Origin of the sequence: Zavarzinia marina, from assembly GCF_021568905.1 — a bacterium.
In the GTDB taxonomy this organism is placed as follows: domain Bacteria; phylum Pseudomonadota; class Alphaproteobacteria; order Zavarziniales; family Zavarziniaceae; genus Zavarzinia; species Zavarzinia marina.
In genome coordinates, this window is sequence record NZ_JAKGSB010000002.1 from 79443 (window position 1) to 96917 (window position 17475).

The 17475-nt window shown below is 68.9% G+C and carries 14 protein-coding genes and 1 tRNA gene; 11 read left to right on the forward strand and 4 right to left on the reverse strand.

The features are described 5' to 3' along the window. The first annotated feature begins 10 nt into the window (after positions 1-10). The 8 genes from nirB to L2U69_RS06215 all read left to right on the forward strand — a co-directional run bounded on the left by nirB (position 11) and on the right by L2U69_RS06215 (position 12542). Positions 11-2461, forward strand: coding sequence for a nitrite reductase large subunit NirB (gene nirB / locus L2U69_RS06180; RefSeq protein ID WP_236105923.1), 2451 nt, complete (start codon positions 11-13; stop codon positions 2459-2461). A 5-nt stretch (positions 2462-2466) separates the two neighbouring features. Next, entirely contained in the window at positions 2467-2790 is a 324-nt protein-coding gene (gene nirD / locus L2U69_RS06185) for a nitrite reductase small subunit NirD (protein ID WP_408065801.1), read from the forward strand. A 1-nt stretch (position 2791) separates the two neighbouring features. Beyond that, positions 2792-5437 (forward strand): nitrate reductase, encoded by a 2646-nt coding sequence (locus L2U69_RS06190; RefSeq protein ID WP_236105925.1) that lies wholly within the window; start codon positions 2792-2794, stop codon positions 5435-5437. Continuing rightward, complete coding sequence (gene cobA, locus L2U69_RS06195; RefSeq protein WP_236105926.1) at positions 5409-6254, forward strand: uroporphyrinogen-III C-methyltransferase; 846 nt, start codon at positions 5409-5411, stop codon at positions 6252-6254. Before L2U69_RS06190 ends, cobA begins: the two co-directional genes overlap by 29 nt. Continuing rightward, positions 6251-7024: an MBL fold metallo-hydrolase gene (locus L2U69_RS06200; protein WP_236105927.1), complete on the forward strand. Its 774-nt coding sequence runs from the start codon at positions 6251-6253 to the stop codon at positions 7022-7024. The genes cobA and L2U69_RS06200 overlap by 4 nt, the downstream gene beginning before the upstream one ends. A gap of 97 nt (positions 7025-7121) precedes the next feature. Further along, positions 7122-7742 carry a YqaA family protein gene (locus L2U69_RS06205; protein WP_236105928.1) on the forward strand — a complete coding sequence of 207 codons (621 nt, stop codon included), beginning with the start codon at positions 7122-7124 and terminating at the stop codon, positions 7740-7742. Between the two features lie 146 nt (positions 7743-7888). Continuing rightward, entirely contained in the window at positions 7889-8080 is a 192-nt protein-coding gene (locus tag L2U69_RS06210) for a DUF6726 family protein (RefSeq protein WP_236105929.1), read from the forward strand. Between the two features lie 277 nt (positions 8081-8357). Then, positions 8358-12542 (forward strand): hypothetical protein, encoded by a 4185-nt coding sequence (locus L2U69_RS06215; RefSeq protein ID WP_236105930.1) that lies wholly within the window; start codon positions 8358-8360, stop codon positions 12540-12542. A gap of 60 nt (positions 12543-12602) precedes the next feature. On the opposite strand, the gene L2U69_RS06220 is transcribed toward L2U69_RS06215, so the two are convergent. Beyond that, positions 12603-12679, reverse strand: a tRNA-Met gene (locus tag L2U69_RS06220). 62 nt (positions 12680-12741) lie between these two features. Then, positions 12742-13902: a tRNA 2-thiouridine(34) synthase MnmA gene (gene mnmA / locus L2U69_RS06225; protein ID WP_408065802.1), complete on the reverse strand. Its 1161-nt coding sequence runs from the start codon at positions 13900-13902 to the stop codon at positions 12742-12744. A 156-nt stretch (positions 13903-14058) separates the two neighbouring features. Here mnmA and L2U69_RS19140 point away from each other — a divergent pair, with 156 nt between their 5' ends. From L2U69_RS19140 to sciP, 3 genes are all read left to right on the forward strand, one after another. Beyond that, complete coding sequence (locus tag L2U69_RS19140) at positions 14059-15228, forward strand: flagellar hook-length control protein FliK (protein WP_268967286.1); 1170 nt, start codon at positions 14059-14061, stop codon at positions 15226-15228. A gap of 18 nt (positions 15229-15246) precedes the next feature. Further along, positions 15247-15909: a flagellar hook assembly protein FlgD gene (locus L2U69_RS06240; protein WP_236105931.1), complete on the forward strand. Its 663-nt coding sequence runs from the start codon at positions 15247-15249 to the stop codon at positions 15907-15909. 116 nt (positions 15910-16025) lie between these two features. Beyond that, positions 16026-16310, forward strand: coding sequence for a CtrA inhibitor SciP (gene sciP / locus L2U69_RS06245; RefSeq protein WP_456243233.1), 285 nt, complete (start codon positions 16026-16028; stop codon positions 16308-16310). Between the two features lie 16 nt (positions 16311-16326). Here the strand turns inward: sciP and L2U69_RS06250 are convergent, their stop codons facing one another. Then, complete coding sequence (locus L2U69_RS06250; protein WP_236105932.1) at positions 16327-16944, reverse strand: class I SAM-dependent methyltransferase; 618 nt, start codon at positions 16942-16944, stop codon at positions 16327-16329. A 22-nt stretch (positions 16945-16966) separates the two neighbouring features. Continuing rightward, positions 16967-17404 carry a DUF2794 domain-containing protein gene (locus L2U69_RS06255; RefSeq protein ID WP_236105933.1) on the reverse strand — a complete coding sequence of 146 codons (438 nt, stop codon included), beginning with the start codon at positions 17402-17404 and terminating at the stop codon, positions 16967-16969. Positions 17405-17475: the final 71 nt, after the last annotated feature.

Here is a 17475-nt window from a genome sequence, read left to right on the forward strand (position 1 = left end):
GGAACATGCCATGACCCAGAAACTCGTCGTCATCGGCAACGGCATGGCCGCCGGCCGGATGCTGGAGCATCTGACCGAGCAGGCGCCGGATGCCTATTCGATCACCGTCTTCGGGGCGGAACCCCGGGTGAACTACAACCGCATCCTGCTGTCGCCCGTGCTCTCGGGGGAGAAGACCTTCGACGAGATCGTCACCCATGACGACGCCTGGTATGCGGCGCGCGGCATCACCCTGGTCAAGGGCGGGGAAATCACCGCCATCGACCGCGCGGCGAGGACCGTGACGGCACGGGATGGCGGCGTCACCCCCTATGACCGGCTGGTGGTCGCCACCGGTTCCATGCCCTTCATCGTGCCGGTACCCGGCCACAAGCTGCCCGGCGTCGTCGCCTATCGCGATCTCGACGACGTCAACGCCATGCTGGCGGCGGCGGAGAACGGCGGGCGCGCCGTCGTCATCGGCGGCGGCCTCCTCGGCCTCGAAGCCGCCGCCGGGCTCAGGATGCGCGGCATGGCGGTGACCGTCCTCCATCTGATGCCGACGCTGATGGAACGCCAGCTCGATACCGCCGCCGGCTATCTGCTGCAACAGGCGATGGAGGCGCGCGGCATCGATGTGATCTGCCGCGCCAATACCCATTCGATCCTGGGCGAGGACCATGTGACCGGCGTCCGCCTGGACGACGGCACCGAGATCGCGGCCGACATCGTCGTCATGGCCGTCGGCATCCGGCCCAATGCGGCACTCGCCAAATCGGCCGGTCTCGCGGTCAATCGCGGCCTTCTGGTCGACGATCACATGCGCACCGACGATCCCTCGATCCATGCCGTCGGCGAATGCGTCGAGCATCGCGGCCAATGCTATGGCCTGGTCGCGCCGCTGTTCGAAATGGCCAAGGTGCTGGCGGCCCAACTGGCGGGCGATGCCACGGCCGCCTACGAGGGCTCCGTCACCTCGACCAAGCTGAAGGTGACCGGGGTCGATCTCTTCTCCGCCGGCGATTTCGCCGAGGGCGAGGGGCGGGAGGAGATCGTGCTGCGCGATGCCGCGCGCGGCGTCTACAAGCGCCTGGTGATCAAGGACGACCGCATCGTCGGCGCCGTCATGTATGGCGAGACGGCGGACGGTGGCTGGTTCTTCGATCTGTTGCGGAAGGCGACCCCCATCGCCGACATGCGCGACACCCTGATCTTCGGCCAGAGCTTCGCCGGGGGGGCCAAGCTGGACCCTATGGCGGCCGTTGCAGCCTTGCCGGATGAGGCGGAGATCTGCGGCTGCAACGGCGTGTGCAAGGGCAAGATCACGGCCACCATCGCGGACAAGGGCCTGACCACCCTGGATCAGGTGCGCGCCCATACCAAGGCTTCCGCCTCCTGCGGTTCCTGCACCGGCCTCGTCGAACAATTGATGGCGCTCACGCTGGGCGACGGCTTCACCCGGAACGCGGTGCAGCCGGTCTGCGCCTGCACCGATCTCGGCCATGACGACGTCCGCCGCCTGATCGTCGCCAAGGGCCTGAAGTCGGTCCCCGCCGTCATGCAGGAACTGGAGTGGAAGACGTCCTGCGGCTGCGCCAAATGCCGCCCGGCCCTCAACTACTATCTCGTCGCCGCCTGGCCGGGCGACTATGCGGACGACTATCAGTCCCGCTTCGTCAACGAGCGCGTGCACGCCAACATCCAGAAGGACGGCACCTATTCGGTGGTGCCGCGCATGTGGGGCGGGGTCACCAATGCAGCCGAACTGCGCGCCATCGCCGATGTCGTCGACAAGTTCCAGATCCCCTCGGTGAAGATGACCGGCGGCCAGCGGGTCGACCTGCTGGGCGTCCGGAAGGAGGATCTGCCCGCGGTCTGGGCCGATCTCAACGCCGCCGGCCTCGTCTCGGGCCACGCCTATGGCAAGGCGCTGCGCACGGTAAAGACCTGCGTCGGCTCCGAATGGTGCCGCTTCGGCACCCAGGATTCGACCGGCCTCGGCATCAGGCTCGAAAAGATCATGTGGGGCTCCTGGACCCCGGCCAAGGTGAAGCTGGGGGTTTCCGGCTGCCCGCGCAACTGCGCCGAGGCGACCTGCAAGGATATCGGCGTGATCTGCGTCGACAGCGGTTACGACGTCCATTTCGCCGGTGCCGCCGGGCTGGAGATCAAGGGCACCGAAGTCCTCGGCCACGCCGATACGGAGGACGAGGCGGTGGAGATCATCCTGGCCCTGACCCAGGCCTACCGCGAGCAGGCGCGTTATCTGGAGCGTATCTACAAATGGGCCGCCCGCGTGGGCCTCGACGCGATCCGCGCCCAGATCATGGACGATGTCGAACAGCGCCGTTTGCTGGCCGCGCGCTTCCTGTTCTCCCAGCAATTCTCCCAGACCGATCCCTGGGCCGAGAGGGTGGCGGGGCTCCACGCCCATGAATTCCGCCCCATGGCCCATTTCGAACCGCGCGAGGCCGCAGAATGAACGCCATGACCACCAGTTGGATCGACGTCGGCGCCGTGACCGACGTGCCCCCGCGCGGCTCCCGCGTGGTGAAGGAGGCGGGCGGCGACATCGCCGTGTTCCGCACCGCCAACGACCGCATCTTCGCATTGCGCGACCGCTGCCCCCATCTGGGGGGGCCGCTCAGCCAGGGTATCGTCCATGATACCGGGGTCACCTGTCCCTTGCACAATTGGGTGATCGACCTCGAGACGGGCCAGGCGCGCGGTGCCGACGAAGGCTGCGCCGGCGTGATCCCGGCCCGCATCGAGGACGGCCGCATCCATCTCCTCCTCGATCGCGAGGGGTGACATGGAAGCGACGCGCACCACCTGTCCCTATTGCGGCGTCGGCTGCGGGGTGCTGGCGACGCCGGGGCCGGGTGGTGCCGTCGCGATCAAGGGCGACCCGGACCATCCCGCCAATTTCGGCCGCCTCTGTTCCAAGGGCTCGGCCCTGGCGGAAACCCTGTCCCTGGACGATCGCCTGCTGCATCCCGAAATCGGCGGCCGGCGCGCGACCTGGGACGCGGCGCTGGACCGGGTGGCGCGCGAATTCAAGGCGGCGGTGCGCGAACACGGCCCCGATGCCGTCGCCTTCTATGTCTCCGGGCAATTGCTGACCGAGGATTACTATGTCGCCAACAAGCTGATGAAGGGCTTCATCGGCAGCGCCAACATCGACACCAACAGCCGGCTGTGCATGTCGTCCTCGGTCGCCGGGCACCGCCGCGCCTTCGGCACCGACACGGTGCCCGGCACCTATGAGGATCTGGAGGAAGCGGATCTCGTCGTCCTGATCGGCTCCAACCTCGCCTGGTGCCATCCGGTGCTGTTCCAGCGCCTGCTGGCGGCGCGGGAGAAGCGCGGCACGCGGATCGTCGTCGTCGATCCGCGGCGCAGCGCCACGGCGGAAGCGGCCGACCTCCACCTCGCCCTAGCGCCGGGGTCGGACGTCGCCCTTCTCGCCGGCCTTCTCGACCATCTGGACCGCGCCGGATGCCGCGACCGGGACTATGTCGCGCGCCACACCACGGGTCTCGACGCCGCGCTCGCCGTCGCGGGCGAGGTCGGCCTTGCCGGCGCCGCGCTTGCGACCGGTCTCGCCCCCGACCTGATCCGCGACTTCTACGATGCCTTCGCGCGGACGGCGCGGGTGGTCACCGTCTATTCCCAGGGCGTTAACCAGTCGACCAGCGGCACCGACAAGGTGAATGCCATCATCAATTGCCACCTGCTGACCGGACGCATCGGCCGGCCCGGCATGGGGCCCTTCTCGGTCACCGGCCAGCCCAACGCCATGGGCGGGCGCGAGGTCGGCGGTCTCGCCCATCAGCTCGCCGCCCATATGGACATCGCCGATCCCGCCCATCGTGCCCTGGTGCGCGGCTTCTGGTCGGCGCCGACCATCGCCGCCAGGCCGGGGCTGAAGGCGGTCGACCTGTTCGACGCCGTCCACGACGGCCGCATCAAGGCGCTGTGGATCATGGCGACCAATCCGGCCGCCAGCCTGCCGCGCGCCGATTTCGTGACCGAAGCCCTGGCCAGATGCCCCTTCGTCGCCGTCTCCGACGTGGTGCGCGAAACCGATACCACGCGCCACGCCCATGTCCTGCTGCCCGCCGCCGCCTGGGGCGAGAAGGAGGGCACGGTGACCAATTCCGAACGCCGCATCTCGCGCCAGCGCGCCTTCCTGCCACCGCCCGGCGAAGCGCGGCCCGACTGGTGGATGATCGCCGGTGTCGCCAAGCGCATGGGCTTTGCCGGCTTCGACTACGCCGGGCCCGCCGCCATCCACCGCGAACATGCCGCCCTGTCCGCCTTCGGCAACGGCGGCAGCCGCGATTTCGACATCGGCGCCCTGGCGGCGCTGGACGATACGGGTTACGCCGCCCTGGCGCCCAGCCAATGGCCCCTGCCGGCCGAGGGCGCGGCGCGCGCACGCTTCTTCGCCGACGGCGGCTTCTTCACCGGGGACGGCCGCGCCCGTTTCATCGCCACGCCGCCCCGCGCCCCGGCATCCCGCCCCGGCAGGACCTATCCCCTGGTGCTGAACACCGGGCGCGTCCGCGACCAGTGGCACACGATGACGCGCACCGGCAAGACCGCCCGCCTGACCAGCCATTTCGCCGAACCCTTCCTGGAGATCCATCCGGCCGACGCCGACGCCGCCGGCCTTCGCCCCGCCGCCATCGCGGCGGTGACCAGCCGCCACGGCCGCGCCCTGCTCCGCGTCCTGGTGACGGAACGCCAGCGCAAGGGTTCCGTCTTCGCGCCCATCCACTGGACGGGACAGCAGGCGTCGCGCGCCCGGATCGATGCCCTGGTGGCGCCCCATGTCGATCCCCATTCGGGTCAGCCGGAATCGAAATTCACCCCCGTCCGCGTCGTCCCCTTCGCCGCCGCCTGGCACGGTTTCGCCGCATCGCGCGCCCGGCCCCGGCCGGAAGGCACCGACTATTGGGCCCTCGCCCCGGCCGAGACCGGCTTTCGCCTGGAACTGGCGGGCAGCGAGACGCCGGCCGACTGGCGCGCCCATGCCCTCGCCCTGTTCGGCGCCGCCGAGACGGCGGAGGTCATCGCCTATCACGATGCGACGCGGGGCCATTTCCGCCTCGCCCTGTTCGAGGACGGTGTCCTTGCCGCCGCTCTCTTCATCGCGCCGGAGCCGGTCGAAACCGCGCGCGCCTGGCTGCTCGGCCGCCTGGGCCGCCCTCTCGACGGGGTGGAACGCCTGCGCCTTCTCGCCGGGCGCGGGGGAGAGGCCGGGGCCGATCCCGGCGCCATCGTCTGTTCCTGCTTCTCGGTCGGGGTCCATCAGATCGCCGCTGCCGTGAAGGGCGGCGCCCTGACCGTCGATGCCGTCGGCGCCTGTCTGAAGGCCGGCACCAATTGCGGATCCTGCCGCATGGAAATCGGGAGAGTGATCGATGTCTGCCACACCCAGAAAGCCGGTTGAGGTGAAACTGGTGCGCGGCACCGCGCCCGAGGTGCCGCGACGACCCGCCGGCGCCGGCCATGTCACCCTGGTCGGCGCCGGCCCGGGCGATCCCGACCTGCTGACCGTCAAGGCCGTGAAGGCCCTGCAGTCGGCCGACGTCGTCCTGTTCGACGATCTGGTCGGGGACGGCATTCTCGCCCTCGTCCATGCGAAGGCGCGCTGCCTTGCCGTGGGAAAACGCGGCGGCCGGGCATCTTGCCGCCAGCGCGACATCGACGATCTCATGGTGCGCTTCGCCCGCCGGGGCAGGCATGTGGTGCGCCTGAAGTCCGGCGATCCCATGATCTTCGGCCGCGCCGGGGAAGAGATCGCGCGTCTGCGCCGCGAAGGCATCGCCGTCTCCGTGGTGCCGGGCGTGACCGCCGCGCTCGCCATGGCGGCGGAACTGGGCGTGTCCCTGACCCATCGCGACCATGCCCGTTCCGTCCGCTTCGTCACCGGCCATTCCCGCCACGGCACCCTGCCCGACGATCTCGACTGGCGCGGCCTGGCCGACCCGGCGACGACCCTGGTGATCTATATGGGCGGGCGCACGGTGGCGGAGACGGTGGCGAGGCTGACCGAAGCCGGCCTTCCCGCCGCCACCCCCGCGCTCGCCATGCGCGCCGTCGGCCGGCCGGAAGCGGCCATGCGCGCCGGCCCGCTCGCCGCCCTGCCGGCGGCGGTGGCGGCACTTGGCCTGGACGAGCCGCTGATCATCGCGATCGGCAATGCCTTGCACTCGGCAAGCGCAGCCGCCACGATCATGGCGGACGCTTTCCGGGACGTATCATGAGTCTCCTGCCCATCGCGGACCGCTGGTTCGAGCGCAAGCGCATCGACGACGACATCACCCTCCTGTGGGAACCCCATGTCGTGCCCCTGATGCGCTGTAACATCTGGCATGTGCGCGGGCGCGACCGCGACCTGATGATCGACACCGGCATGGGCTTCATGTCGCTGCGCGAGGCGGCACGCGACCTTCTGGAAAAGAAGGTGACGGCCGTCGCCACCCACACCCATGCCGATCACGTCGGCGGCCACCACGAATTCGACCACACGCTGGTCCATGAACTCGAAGCGGACGACTTGCGCCACCCGGGCGACATGAACGCCCTGCTCGCCCCCGTCCTCGGCGCCGAACAGATGCACCGCTACAGCGATCTCGGCCTGCCGCTGGCCGGCGATCTGATCACCGCCCTGCCCTATGCCAATTACGATCCCCGGGATTTCGCCGTGCGCGAGGCCGTGGTGACCGAAATCGTCCATGAGGGCGACAGGGTCGACCTGGGCGACCGCTCGTTCGAGGTGCTGCATCTGCCCGGCCATTCCCCCGGCTCCATCGGCCTCTGGGAAGCGGGCACCGGCACCCTGTTCTCGGGCGACGTGCTCTATGACGGTCCGCTCCTCGACGATATTCCGGGCGCCCATATCCCGACCTATGTGCGCACCATGAAGCGGCTGCGCGAACTGCCGGTCACCGTGGTCCACGCCGGCCACGAACCGAGCTTCGGGCGCGAGCGCCTGGTCGAAATCGTCGACGATTATCTGAAACTGCACGACTGACGTCGGCGGCTTGCGCGGAACCGGGGCTGGCGTTCCGGGCTTGATACGGTCATACAGGTCGCTTTCCAGCGAAGACGAAGCCCCCGAAGACCGCCCCATGGCCGAGCAGATCGAAACCGCCCCCGCCCCCGTCCCGGCGAAGAAACCCTCCCTCGTGGAGCGCATGGTCGCCATGGCCTCCGGCCGGCACGGGCTGTGGCTGCTCTTCGTCGTTTCCTTCGCCGAGGCCTCCTTCTTCCCGATCCCGCCGGATCCGATCCTGGCCGCCGTGGTGCTGGCAAGGCGGGAGCGGCTGTGGCTCGCCACCATCATCTGCACCGCCGCCTCCGTACTCGGCGGGCTGGCCGGCTATGCCATCGGCTACGGCCTCTACGAGACGCTGGGCAAGCCGGTCATCGAGTTCTATCACCTCGAGGACGGCTTCGCGAATTTCCAGGCCCGTTTCGCCGAATGGGGCGGCTGGATCATCGTCGCCAAGGGCTTCACGCCCATCCCCTTCAAGCTGGTGACCATCGCCAGCGGCGTGGCCGAACTGAACCTCGTCACCTTCATCGTTTCCTGCGTGATCACGCGAGGCGCCCGCTTCCTCCTGGTCGCCTGGCTGTTCCACGCCTTCGGCCCCCAGGCCAAGGCGATCATCGCCCGGCACAGGGGCAAGGTGCTGATCGGCGGCCTGCTGCTGGTGATCGCCGGCTTCGTCGGCTTCCTCTACATCTGACGGAAATACCACCCCGCATTGGCAGCCCCGCCCCCACCTGCTACGCTTTCGCCGCGCAACGCCGGGCAGGCGCCGCGATTAATCCCGATGCAAGGTTCGGTCCCCCGGGATCGGCGGACATCGAACGACGACAGGGGCAGCACAGGATGACCAAGACCGCGAAAACGGGCCGCGCCGCGCTGGCGCTGATCCTTCTCTCCGGCCTCGGCTTCAACCTGTCCGGCTGCGCCGTCGTCGCCCTGCCGCTCCGCGCCACCGCCGCCGTCGTCAAGGTCGTGCCCGTCGCCGGCGACGTCGTCGCCGCCCCCCTGGACGTGACGGCCGACGTGATCGACTAGGAGGATGGCTGCCCGACAGGGCCACGGGTGACGGTGCTTTGACACCGATACCGCTGTATTTCGGGAACAGTAAACGCGGAATTCGCCTCTCGACGGGTTGATCCCCCGTCCCAGTCCGCCGACAATCCCGCGGTCCATCCGCGATGACCTGCATGAGTGATGGGCCCGTCGTGGGAATGGTGGGATGGCGCATGGCCGGGGTTGCCGTGCGCTCGTCCGGGGCTGAGGTCACTCCTGTTCTCCATGGCGACATGGAGAAATCCGGGGGGACCAGCCAATGACCACGATCACCAAGACGACGCTGACGACGGTCGCCGTCGATCCCGATGCCGTGACCCGCGCCTCCGAGGACGCCGGCGGCACCGAAGCGAACAACTTCAGCCTCAATCCTTCGATCTCGGAAGATGGGCGCTATGTCGCCTTCGAGAGTTCCGCCTCCAATCTGGTCGCCGGCGACACCAACGGCAATGCCGACGTTTTCCTGAAGGATCTCGAGACCGGCGCCATGACCCGGTTGTCCACGAATGCCCTCGGCGTCGAGGGCAATTACTATAGCGAAGCCCCCTCGATTTCGCCTGACGGGCGCTTCGTCGCCTTCGCCAGCTACGCCGACAATCTGGTCGCCGGCGATACCAATGGCGCCAAGGATATCTTCCTGCGGGATCTGCTGACCGACACGATCACCCGCGTTTCCACGGACGCCGGCGGATCGGAAGGCGATGGCGACAGTTCCGCCGCCGCCGTCTCGTCGAACGGACAGTTCGTCGCCTTCCTGAGCGATGCCGCCAATCTCGTCGCCGGCGACACCAACGGCAAGCGCGATGCCTTCGTGAAGGATCTCTCGACCGGCACCGTCACCCGCGTCTCGACCGACAGCAGCGGGGCGGAAGCGGACAACAGCAGCTATTACGCGCTTTCGATCTCGGCGACCGGGCGCTACGTCGCCTTCAACAGCTATGCCTCCAACCTGGTCGCCGGCGACACCAACGGCGAATACGACATCTTCGTGAAGGATCTGGACACCGGCACCACCACCCGCGTCTCCACCGACGGCAGCGGGGCCGAGGCGAACAGCTACAGCTTCAGTCCCTCGATCTCGGCGGACGGGCGCTATGTCGCGTTCGAAAGCTATGCCTCCAACCTGGTCGCGGGCGACACCAACGGCGCTGCCGACATCTTCGTGAAGGACCTGGTCGCCGGCACCATCACCCGCGTCTCCACCGACGCCGACGGCGTGGAAGGCAACAGCAGCAGCTCCGCGCCCTCGATCTCGGCGGATGGTCTGAGCGTCTCCTTCGAGAGCTATGCCTCCAATCTGGTCGCCGGCGACACCAACGGCACCGTCGACGTCTTCGTGAAGAATCTGGCGACCGGCGCCGTCACCCGCGTCTCCACCGACGCCGGCGGGACCGACGGCGACGACGCCAGCTTCAACAGCGCGATCTCCGCGGACGGGCAGCATGTCGCCTACCGCAGCGTCGCCACCAATCTCGTCGCCGACGACACCAATGGCACCTACGACATTTTCGTCGCCGACGTTCCGTCGCTGTCGCTCAACCCGGCGGCCGCCGCGAACCGCGCCTTCCGGCTGGCCGTGGAAACCCCGGACGCGACACTCGTCACCTTCGACTGGGGTGACGGCGACTACGATCACGCCCTGCCGGAATCGGGTATCGCCAGGGCCGTTCATGGTTACGCCGCCGACGGCGCCTTCACCCTGACCATCACCGCCCAGACGATCGGCGGCGAGGGCGGCGACAGTTCCGAACTGGAATCGGCGCATCTCGTTTTCGGCTCGACCGCGCTGAACGTCGCCGAAACCCCGGATCTCGACGTCGCCTCCACCGCGAGCGACGGCACCGCGGCGAGCGGCAACAGCAGCGCGCCCTCGGTCTCCGCCGACGGACGCTATGTCGCCTTCCGCAGCACGGCCGGCAATCTGGTGGCAGGCGACACCAATGGTACCTACGACATCTTCGTGAAGGATCTGGACACGGGCACCACCAGCCGCGTCTCCACGGACAGCGGCGGGACCGAAGCGAACAGCCTGAGCTTCGACACCTCGATCTCGGCGGACGGGCGCTACATCGCCTTCTCCAGCTATGCGTCCAACCTGGTCGCCGGCGATACCAACGGCCAGTCCGACGTCTTCGTGAAGGATCTCGACACCGGCGCCACCACCCGCGTCTCCACGGACAGCGGCGGGGCGGAGGGCAACGGCCAGGCCGCGGCCCCGGAGATATCGGCGGACGGGCGTTACGTCGCCTTCCGCAGCACGGCCTCCAATCTCGTCGCCGGCGACACCAACGCTCATTTCGACATCTTCGTGAAGGACCTCGACACCGGCGCCACCACCCGCGTCTCCACGGACAGCGGCGGGGCGGAAGCGAATGACGACAGCTATGCCTCCACGATTTCGGCCGATGGGCGCTATGTCGTCTTCGAGAGCACGGCATCGAACCTGGTCGCCGGGGCGACCAACGGCAACAGGCAGGTCTTCGTGAAGGATCTCGACACCGGCACCACCACGCTCGTGTCCGGCGACGGTGGCGGAACCGAGGGGAACGGCGACAGTTTCGCCCCGTCGGTCTCGGCCGACGGGCGCCATGTCGCCTTCTACAGCAACGCCTCCAACCTGGTCGCCGACGACACCAACGGCCAGTACGACATCTTCGTGAAGGACCTGGACACCGGGACCGTCACCCGCGCCTCCACCGCTCTCGGCGGGACCGAGGGAAATGGCGGCAGCTACGGACCCTCTATCTCGTCCGACGGACGCTATGTCGCCTTCCAGAGCTCGGCTTCCAATCTGGTCGCCGGCGACACCAACAATACCGCCGACGTCTTCCTCAAGGACATCCAGACCGGTGCGATCGCCCGCATCTCCATTGCCGGCGGCTCGACCCAGTCCACGGGGCTGAGCGGCGCCGCCGCCATTTCGGGCGACGGACAGACTGTCGCCTTCGTGACCAACGACGGCCTTCTGGACGGTTCGGGTTCGGATGCCACCGACGACGTGCTGATCTGGCACGCCCCGCAGGGCCCGGCGACCACGGCCGGCAGAGATTTCGTGCAGGGCAGCGCCGACGCCGATACGGTCGCCCTCGGCGACGGCGACGACGAGATCTGGGCCGGAGCCGGCGACGATACGCTGGACGGCGGCGACGGCGACGACATCATCGACGGCGGCGAAGGAGCCGACGCCATGGCCGGCGGTTCGGGGGACGACGTCTTCTATGTCGACGATGCCGGCGACACGGTCGCCGAGTCGGCGGGCGAAGGTTCGGACAGGATCTTCGCGTCGCGAAGCTACACCCTGCCGGACCATGTGGAAGTCCTGCAGATGACCGGAACCGACATGGCCGACGGCACCGGCAATGGCCAGGCCAACACGATCTTCGGCAGTGCCGGCGGCGGCACGCTCTCGGGTCTCGGCGGCAACGACAAGCTCTTCGGCAAGGCCGGGGCGGACACGCTCGACGGCGGCGACGGCGTGGACGTGTTGAACGGTCGCGGCGGCGGCGACACCATGGCGGGCGGTGCCGGCGGCGACACCTATTACGTCGACGACGCCGGCGACACGGTGACCGAGATCGCGGGCCAGGGCACAGACCGCGTCGTCGCCACGATCTCCTTCACCCTCGGCGATTACGTCGAGCAATTGAGCCTGCAGGGCGCGGGCCTGACCGGCACCGGCAACGATGGCGGCAACCGGATGACTGCGGCCGCCCAAGGCAGCACGCTGAACGGCATGGGCGGCAACGACCGGCTCTACGGCAAGGCGGGGGTTGATACCCTCGAAGGCGGGGCCGGCATCGACATCCTGAACGGCGGCGCGGGGGCGGACGCCATGACGGGCGGCACCGGCGCCGATCGTTTCTACGTCGACGACGCCGGCGACACGATCACGGAGAATGCCGGCGAGGGCACGGACCGGGTGATCTCCGACATTTCCTACACCCTGTCCGACAACGTCGAGAACCTCGATCTCGGCGGCGGCACGGCAGGGCTCGTGGGCACGGGCAACGGCGCCATCAACCGCATGACCGCGAACAATGCCGGGAATACGCTTTCCGGCCTCGGCAGCAACGACAGGCTCTTCGGTGGCGCCGGCGACGACATCCTGATCGGCGGCGCGGGCACCGACCGCCTGACCGGCTTCGGCGGCGAGGATCTCTTCGCCTTCGACTCGCTGGACGGCAGCGCGGATCACATCACGGACTGGACCGCGGGCGAGGACCGGATCCGGATCGACAAGGCCGGCTTCGGCCTGGACCCGGCGGACCCGGTCGGGCTCGTCGTCGCGGACAGCAGCGCCGGGCTCAGCGGCGACACGCTGTTCTACAACACCAACAATGGCGTGATCTATTTCCACGACGGCGACACGGACACGCTGACCGCCTTCGCCCGCCTGCTGGATGTTCCCGCGAGCGTCGCGATGAGTGATTTCGTCTTCGTGTGACGGGGCCGCGGGCCCGAAAGACGAAAGGGCGCCCCGCAAGGCGCCCTTTTTCGTGATTCCTGGTAGCGGAGGACGGATTTGAACCGCCGACACGCGGATTATGATTCCGCTGCTCTAACCAACTGAGCTACTCCGCCCCAAGAGGCTGCGCGGCGCATCGCCGCGAGGCCGCTCGTATAGGCGACCTCGGGGGGGGATGTCAAGCACTGCCGCGCCGGATCCAGCCGCCGCCGAGGACGCGGTCCGGCAGGGCGGCGTCGTAGAGGACGCAGGCCTGACCGGGGGCGATGCCGTATTCCGGTTCGTCCAGAATCACGGTGGCGCCGGTGCCGCCCTCCGGACGGAGCGCGGCCGGCATGGGGGCGCGGGCTGAGCGGATTCGGGCGAGCGTCGGGACGGCGGTCGCGGCATCGCCTGGGCCGAGCCAATTGAGGTCCGAGACGGCGATTTCGCGCCGCGCCAGCGCCTCCTTCGGCCCGACGACGACGCGCCGCGTCTCCGGTTCCAGGCGGACGACATAGAGGGGGGCGTTGTCGGGCATGGCGCCGCCGCCTATGCCGAGGCCCTTCCGCTGGCCGACCGTATAGGAAATCACGCCCTGATGGCGGCCGAGCACGCGGCCTTCCATATCGACGATCTCCCCCGGATCGGCGGCGCCGGGGCGCAGCTTCTCGACCACCGAGGCGTATTTGCCGGACGGCACGAAGCAGATGTCCTGGCTGTCGGGCTTGTCCGCGACCTGAAGGCCGAAATGGGCGGCGAGTGCGCGCACCGCCGGCTTTTCCAGACCGCCCAGGGGAAAGCGCAGGAAATCCAGCTCCGCCCGCGTGGTGGCGAAGAGGAAATAGCTCTGGTCCCGGTTGGGATCGCGGCCCCGATGCAGTTCGGGGCCCGTGGGCGTCGTCACCCGGCGCACGTAATGCCCGGTCGCCATGGCGGCGGCGCCGAGATCGCGGGCGGCGCCCAGAAGATCGCGGAACTTCACCGTCTGATTGCAGCGCACGCAGGGCACCGGGGTTTCGCCCGCCAGATAGGCGTCGACGAAGGGATCGATCACGTTCTCGCGGAACGCCTGCTCGTAATCGAGCACGAAATGGGGAATGCCGATCGTCTCGGCCACGCGGCGCGCGTCGCGGATGTCGAGCCCGGCGCAGCAAGCGCCCTTGCGCCCGGCGGCGGCGCCCTGGTCGTAGAGCTGGAGCGTGATGCCGACCACGTCATAGCCGCGCGCCTGCATCAGGGCGGCCGTCACCGATGAATCGACACCGCCCGACATGGCGACGACGATCCGCGATCCCGGCGGCAGGTCGTCCGCCGGATCGGGCCGCAGCAGGGCTTCGATATCCATGGTCTCGGTCATGGGCGGACCATAAGCGGCCCGGCAAGAAGGGACAAGCGACGGGAAGGAATTGCCGGGTTGCAGCCGCCCCGCCCCCCGGAAAGCGCCGGAAACCGGGGCTTCCGTCCTTGGCCCGATCCTTGCGACGAGAGACGCGACCAATATCGGACTTCGCCCATGGACGCCGCCAGCCTTCTCATCCCCGCCTCGCCCGCCGCCACCCCCGCGCCTGCCCGCAACACCCCGGCCGGCGCGGAAGAGACGGATTTCGCGGCGACGCTGGACCGCGCCATGGCGGGCGAAGGACCCCGGGCTGACGCGGAAGCCGCCCCGACAGGGGAAGCGGCGCAGGACGACACGTCACCCGAAACGCCCCCGCAAGCGACCGAAAGCGCCGGGACCGTCGACGCGGCCCGCGCGCCCGAAGCCGGCGAAACGGCCGACGCCGGGCGCCCGGATCAAACCGCCGGGGACGCGCCAGCCGACGCGGCGAATGCCGAAAGCGCGGAACAGCGCCCGGCCGATCCCGCGATTTCCATGGCGGCACTGATGGCCGGCCTCGCGGCGCCGGCCCGGGCCGCGCCCCCGCAACCCGATGCGGCGGACGAAACCTCGGACATCGCTCCCGTCGAAGCCGAAGACGCCCTCGAGGCGGCGGGCAAGGCCGCCGCGCGCGGCGCCGCCGAAAGTGCCGCCACGCCGCCCGAGGCACTGGCCGAAGATGCTGCCGGCGACGGTACCACCGACGACGGCTCCCCCGCACCCGGCGCGGATGGTCCCGACCTCGCCGCCGGCGCCGATGCCCCGCGCGCCGATGCCGGCGTGAGCGCGGCTCAAACGACGACACGCCTGGCGGAAGGCCCGGTGGTGGTGGCGCCGGCGCAGGCGGCACCGCCGCCGCCCGTGCCGCTCGAGCCGGAGGCGCTGGGCCTCGCCATCGCGCGCCATGCCGCCGACGGCATGGACGTCTTCGAGATCAGCCTGACGCCGGACGATCTGGGCCGGGTCGACGTCCGCCTCGAGTTCGGGGAGGACGGCCGCGTCGCCGCCCATGTCTATGCCGACCGGCCGGAGACGCTGGCCATGCTGCAGCGTGACCGGGGCGATCTGGCCCGCGCGTTGGCCGGCCAGGGCGTGAATGCCGATGCCTCCAATCTGACCTTTTCGCTTCGCGGCGACGAACAGGGCGCCCGCAACTTCGCCGGCGGCGACGGTGGCGCAGGCCAGCGCGACGGCGGCCGTCGCGGCCAGGGCCGGGGCCGGGGCGCCGCCGCCTTCGCCGCGACCGAAGCCGCCGCCGCCCGCCCCGCCTTCACCCGCAGCCGCGCCATCGACATCGCCGTCTGACGACCCGAGGAAGAGACCATGACCTCCGTTTCCGCCACCTCCGGCACCACGGCCAGCGCCACCGCCGCCGCCTCGACCTCGCTGGCCAAGAATTTCGACACGTTCCTCACCCTGCTGACCACGCAGTTGCAGAACCAGGACCCGCTGGATCCGATGGATTCCAACGAATTCACCGCCCAGCTGGTGCAGTTCACCCAGGTCGAGCAGTCGATCAACACCAACAAGACGCTGGAAACCATGCTCTCGACCCTGCAAGGCGCGACGGTGACCAATGCCGTTGCCTATATCGGCAAGGAGGTGACGGTGGATACGCCGACCGCCGGTTTCGACGGCGAGACGCCGGTGACCTGGACCTATGGCACCGACGACACGGCGGTCGGCACCGTGCTCTCGATCCTGGATTCGAGCGGCAAGGTGATCGCCAATGTGACCGGCGCCAGCGGCGAGGGACCGACCGAATACACCTGGGACGGCAGCGACGCCAATGGCGACACGGTCGCCGCCGGGCGCTACACGCTCCGCGTCACGGCGCTCGACAAGGACGGCAAGGCCGTGAGCACCGACGTCGGCACGATCTCGACCGTGACCGGAGTCGAGAACGCGGACGGCGAGGTCACACTGATCACCGGCAACGGCAACGTCGCGCTCGACGCCGTCACCGGCATCTACGGCGGGGCCTGAACCCCGCGCAACCGGGGGCTGACGGGCCGCACGGGGGCGACCGGATTGGTTTTAGGGGCTGTTAACCCTCGGGGCGCTACAGTCCCTCCGACCCCAATCCGGTGGCAGGAGAGAGAGTGAACCAGCGCAGCCCCATACACGAACTGGCGGATGGCCTGATCGGGCCCGACGGCCGTGGTCTGCGCCTCGAGGACCTGCCGCCGCCGGATACCAAGCGCTGGGTGATCCGCCGCAAGGCCATGGTCGTGGCGGCCGTGCGCGGCGGCCTGATCACGCTGGAGGAAGCCTGCGCGCGCTATTCCCTCTCGGTCGAGGAATTCCTGTCCTGGCAGCGGGCGATCGAAAGCCATGGCCTGCCGGGCCTGCGCGCCACCCGCGTGCAGCTCTACCGCGACCTCTGACCCCGCTCCCGCCGCGTCAGGCCGTCGCGACGCCCCAGTAGTTATAGCCGGCGATGCGCGGCGTACCGGGCAGATACATGGATTCCAGCTTCTCGACGGTGAAGCCGGCCGCCTGCAGCAGGTCGGGAATCCGCCGGTGCAGGTTGCAGCCGCCGAACATCGGCTTCCACATCGGATTGATGCGGCCCTGCCATTTCTTCACGCCGTGGTCCGGCGCCTCGCCGTGCTCGCAGAACAGCAGCTTGCCGCCCGGCTTCAGCACGCGGCGCATGCCTTCGAGCGCCATCACCGGATCGGGAATGGTGCACAGGCTGTAGGTCACCACCACCGTGTCGACCGCATGATCGTCGAGCGGGATGCGTTCGCCGGGCAGGCCGATGAATTCGACCGGAAAGCCCAGCCCCTCCGCCCGCTTGCCGGCGATCTTCCACGACTTCACCGAAGGATCGAGGCCGATCAGCTTCGTCACCTTCTTCGCGTCGTAGAACGGCAGGTTGAGCCCCGTGCCGATGCCGATTTCCAGCACCACACCCTCGGCCTGCGGGACCACCTTGCCGCGTTGGTAGCGGATCGGCTTCATGCCGCAGGCAAAATTGATGATATGCGGCACGACGTGCCGCTCATAGACGCCCATCGCGCCCTCTCCCCTGGAAATTTCAGTCGGCCTCGACGAGCTTCAAGAGCTTTCTTTCGAGCACCGACAATACATTGGCCAACTCGTGGCCGCGCTTCAAGACCCGACCGTCCGCGCCGAGCACGGCGAAGGCGCCTTGCTTGCGCGCCAGCGCCGGCCGCTTCTCGATCCGGTAGAGCGGCTGTTCGGACGTCCGGCGGTGAACGGCGAAGATCGCCGCCTCCGCCCCGTCGGCCATCGCATAGTCGCGCCATTCGCCGGCCGCCACCATGCGGCCGTAGAGGCGGAGGATGAGATCGAGTTCGCGGCGATCGAAGAAGATCCGGCGGGGCGGTTGGGAAGCGGCGCCCCCCCTGTCCTTGCCCCTGTCCTTGGTGGGCCCATCTTCCTTGGCGGGACCATTGTTCGGCAACCAGGCGATCACCCCCTGATCCATGCGCTTCTGCCCCCTGATCGTCACGCTTCCTTCATCTTCATGCCTGCCATCCGGGGGTACAAGCGAAAATGGCTGTCCCGCGATTTTCGCAGATT

Bases quoted from the DNA above. Each gene is read 5' to 3' on its own strand.
- nirB (WP_236105923.1), top strand. From the start codon at position 11: ATGACCCAGAAACTCGTCGTCATCGGCAACGGCATGGCCGCCGGCCGG.
- nirD (WP_408065801.1), top strand. From the start codon at position 2,467: ATGACCACCAGTTGGATCGACGTCGGCGCCGTGACCGACGTGCCCCCG.
- L2U69_RS06190 (WP_236105925.1), top strand. From the start codon at position 2,792: ATGGAAGCGACGCGCACCACCTGTCCCTATTGCGGCGTCGGCTGCGGG.
- cobA (WP_236105926.1), top strand. From the start codon at position 5,409: ATGTCTGCCACACCCAGAAAGCCGGTTGAGGTGAAACTGGTGCGCGGC.
- L2U69_RS06200 (WP_236105927.1), top strand. From the start codon at position 6,251: ATGAGTCTCCTGCCCATCGCGGACCGCTGGTTCGAGCGCAAGCGCATC.
- L2U69_RS06205 (WP_236105928.1), top strand. From the start codon at position 7,122: ATGGCCGAGCAGATCGAAACCGCCCCCGCCCCCGTCCCGGCGAAGAAA.
- L2U69_RS06210 (WP_236105929.1), top strand. From the start codon at position 7,889: ATGACCAAGACCGCGAAAACGGGCCGCGCCGCGCTGGCGCTGATCCTT.
- L2U69_RS06215 (WP_236105930.1), top strand. From the start codon at position 8,358: ATGACCACGATCACCAAGACGACGCTGACGACGGTCGCCGTCGATCCC.
- mnmA (WP_408065802.1), bottom strand. From the start codon at position 13,902: ATGACCGAGACCATGGATATCGAAGCCCTGCTGCGGCCCGATCCGGCG.
- L2U69_RS19140 (WP_268967286.1), top strand. From the start codon at position 14,059: ATGGACGCCGCCAGCCTTCTCATCCCCGCCTCGCCCGCCGCCACCCCC.
- L2U69_RS06240 (WP_236105931.1), top strand. From the start codon at position 15,247: ATGACCTCCGTTTCCGCCACCTCCGGCACCACGGCCAGCGCCACCGCC.
- L2U69_RS06250 (WP_236105932.1), bottom strand. From the start codon at position 16,944: ATGGGCGTCTATGAGCGGCACGTCGTGCCGCATATCATCAATTTTGCC.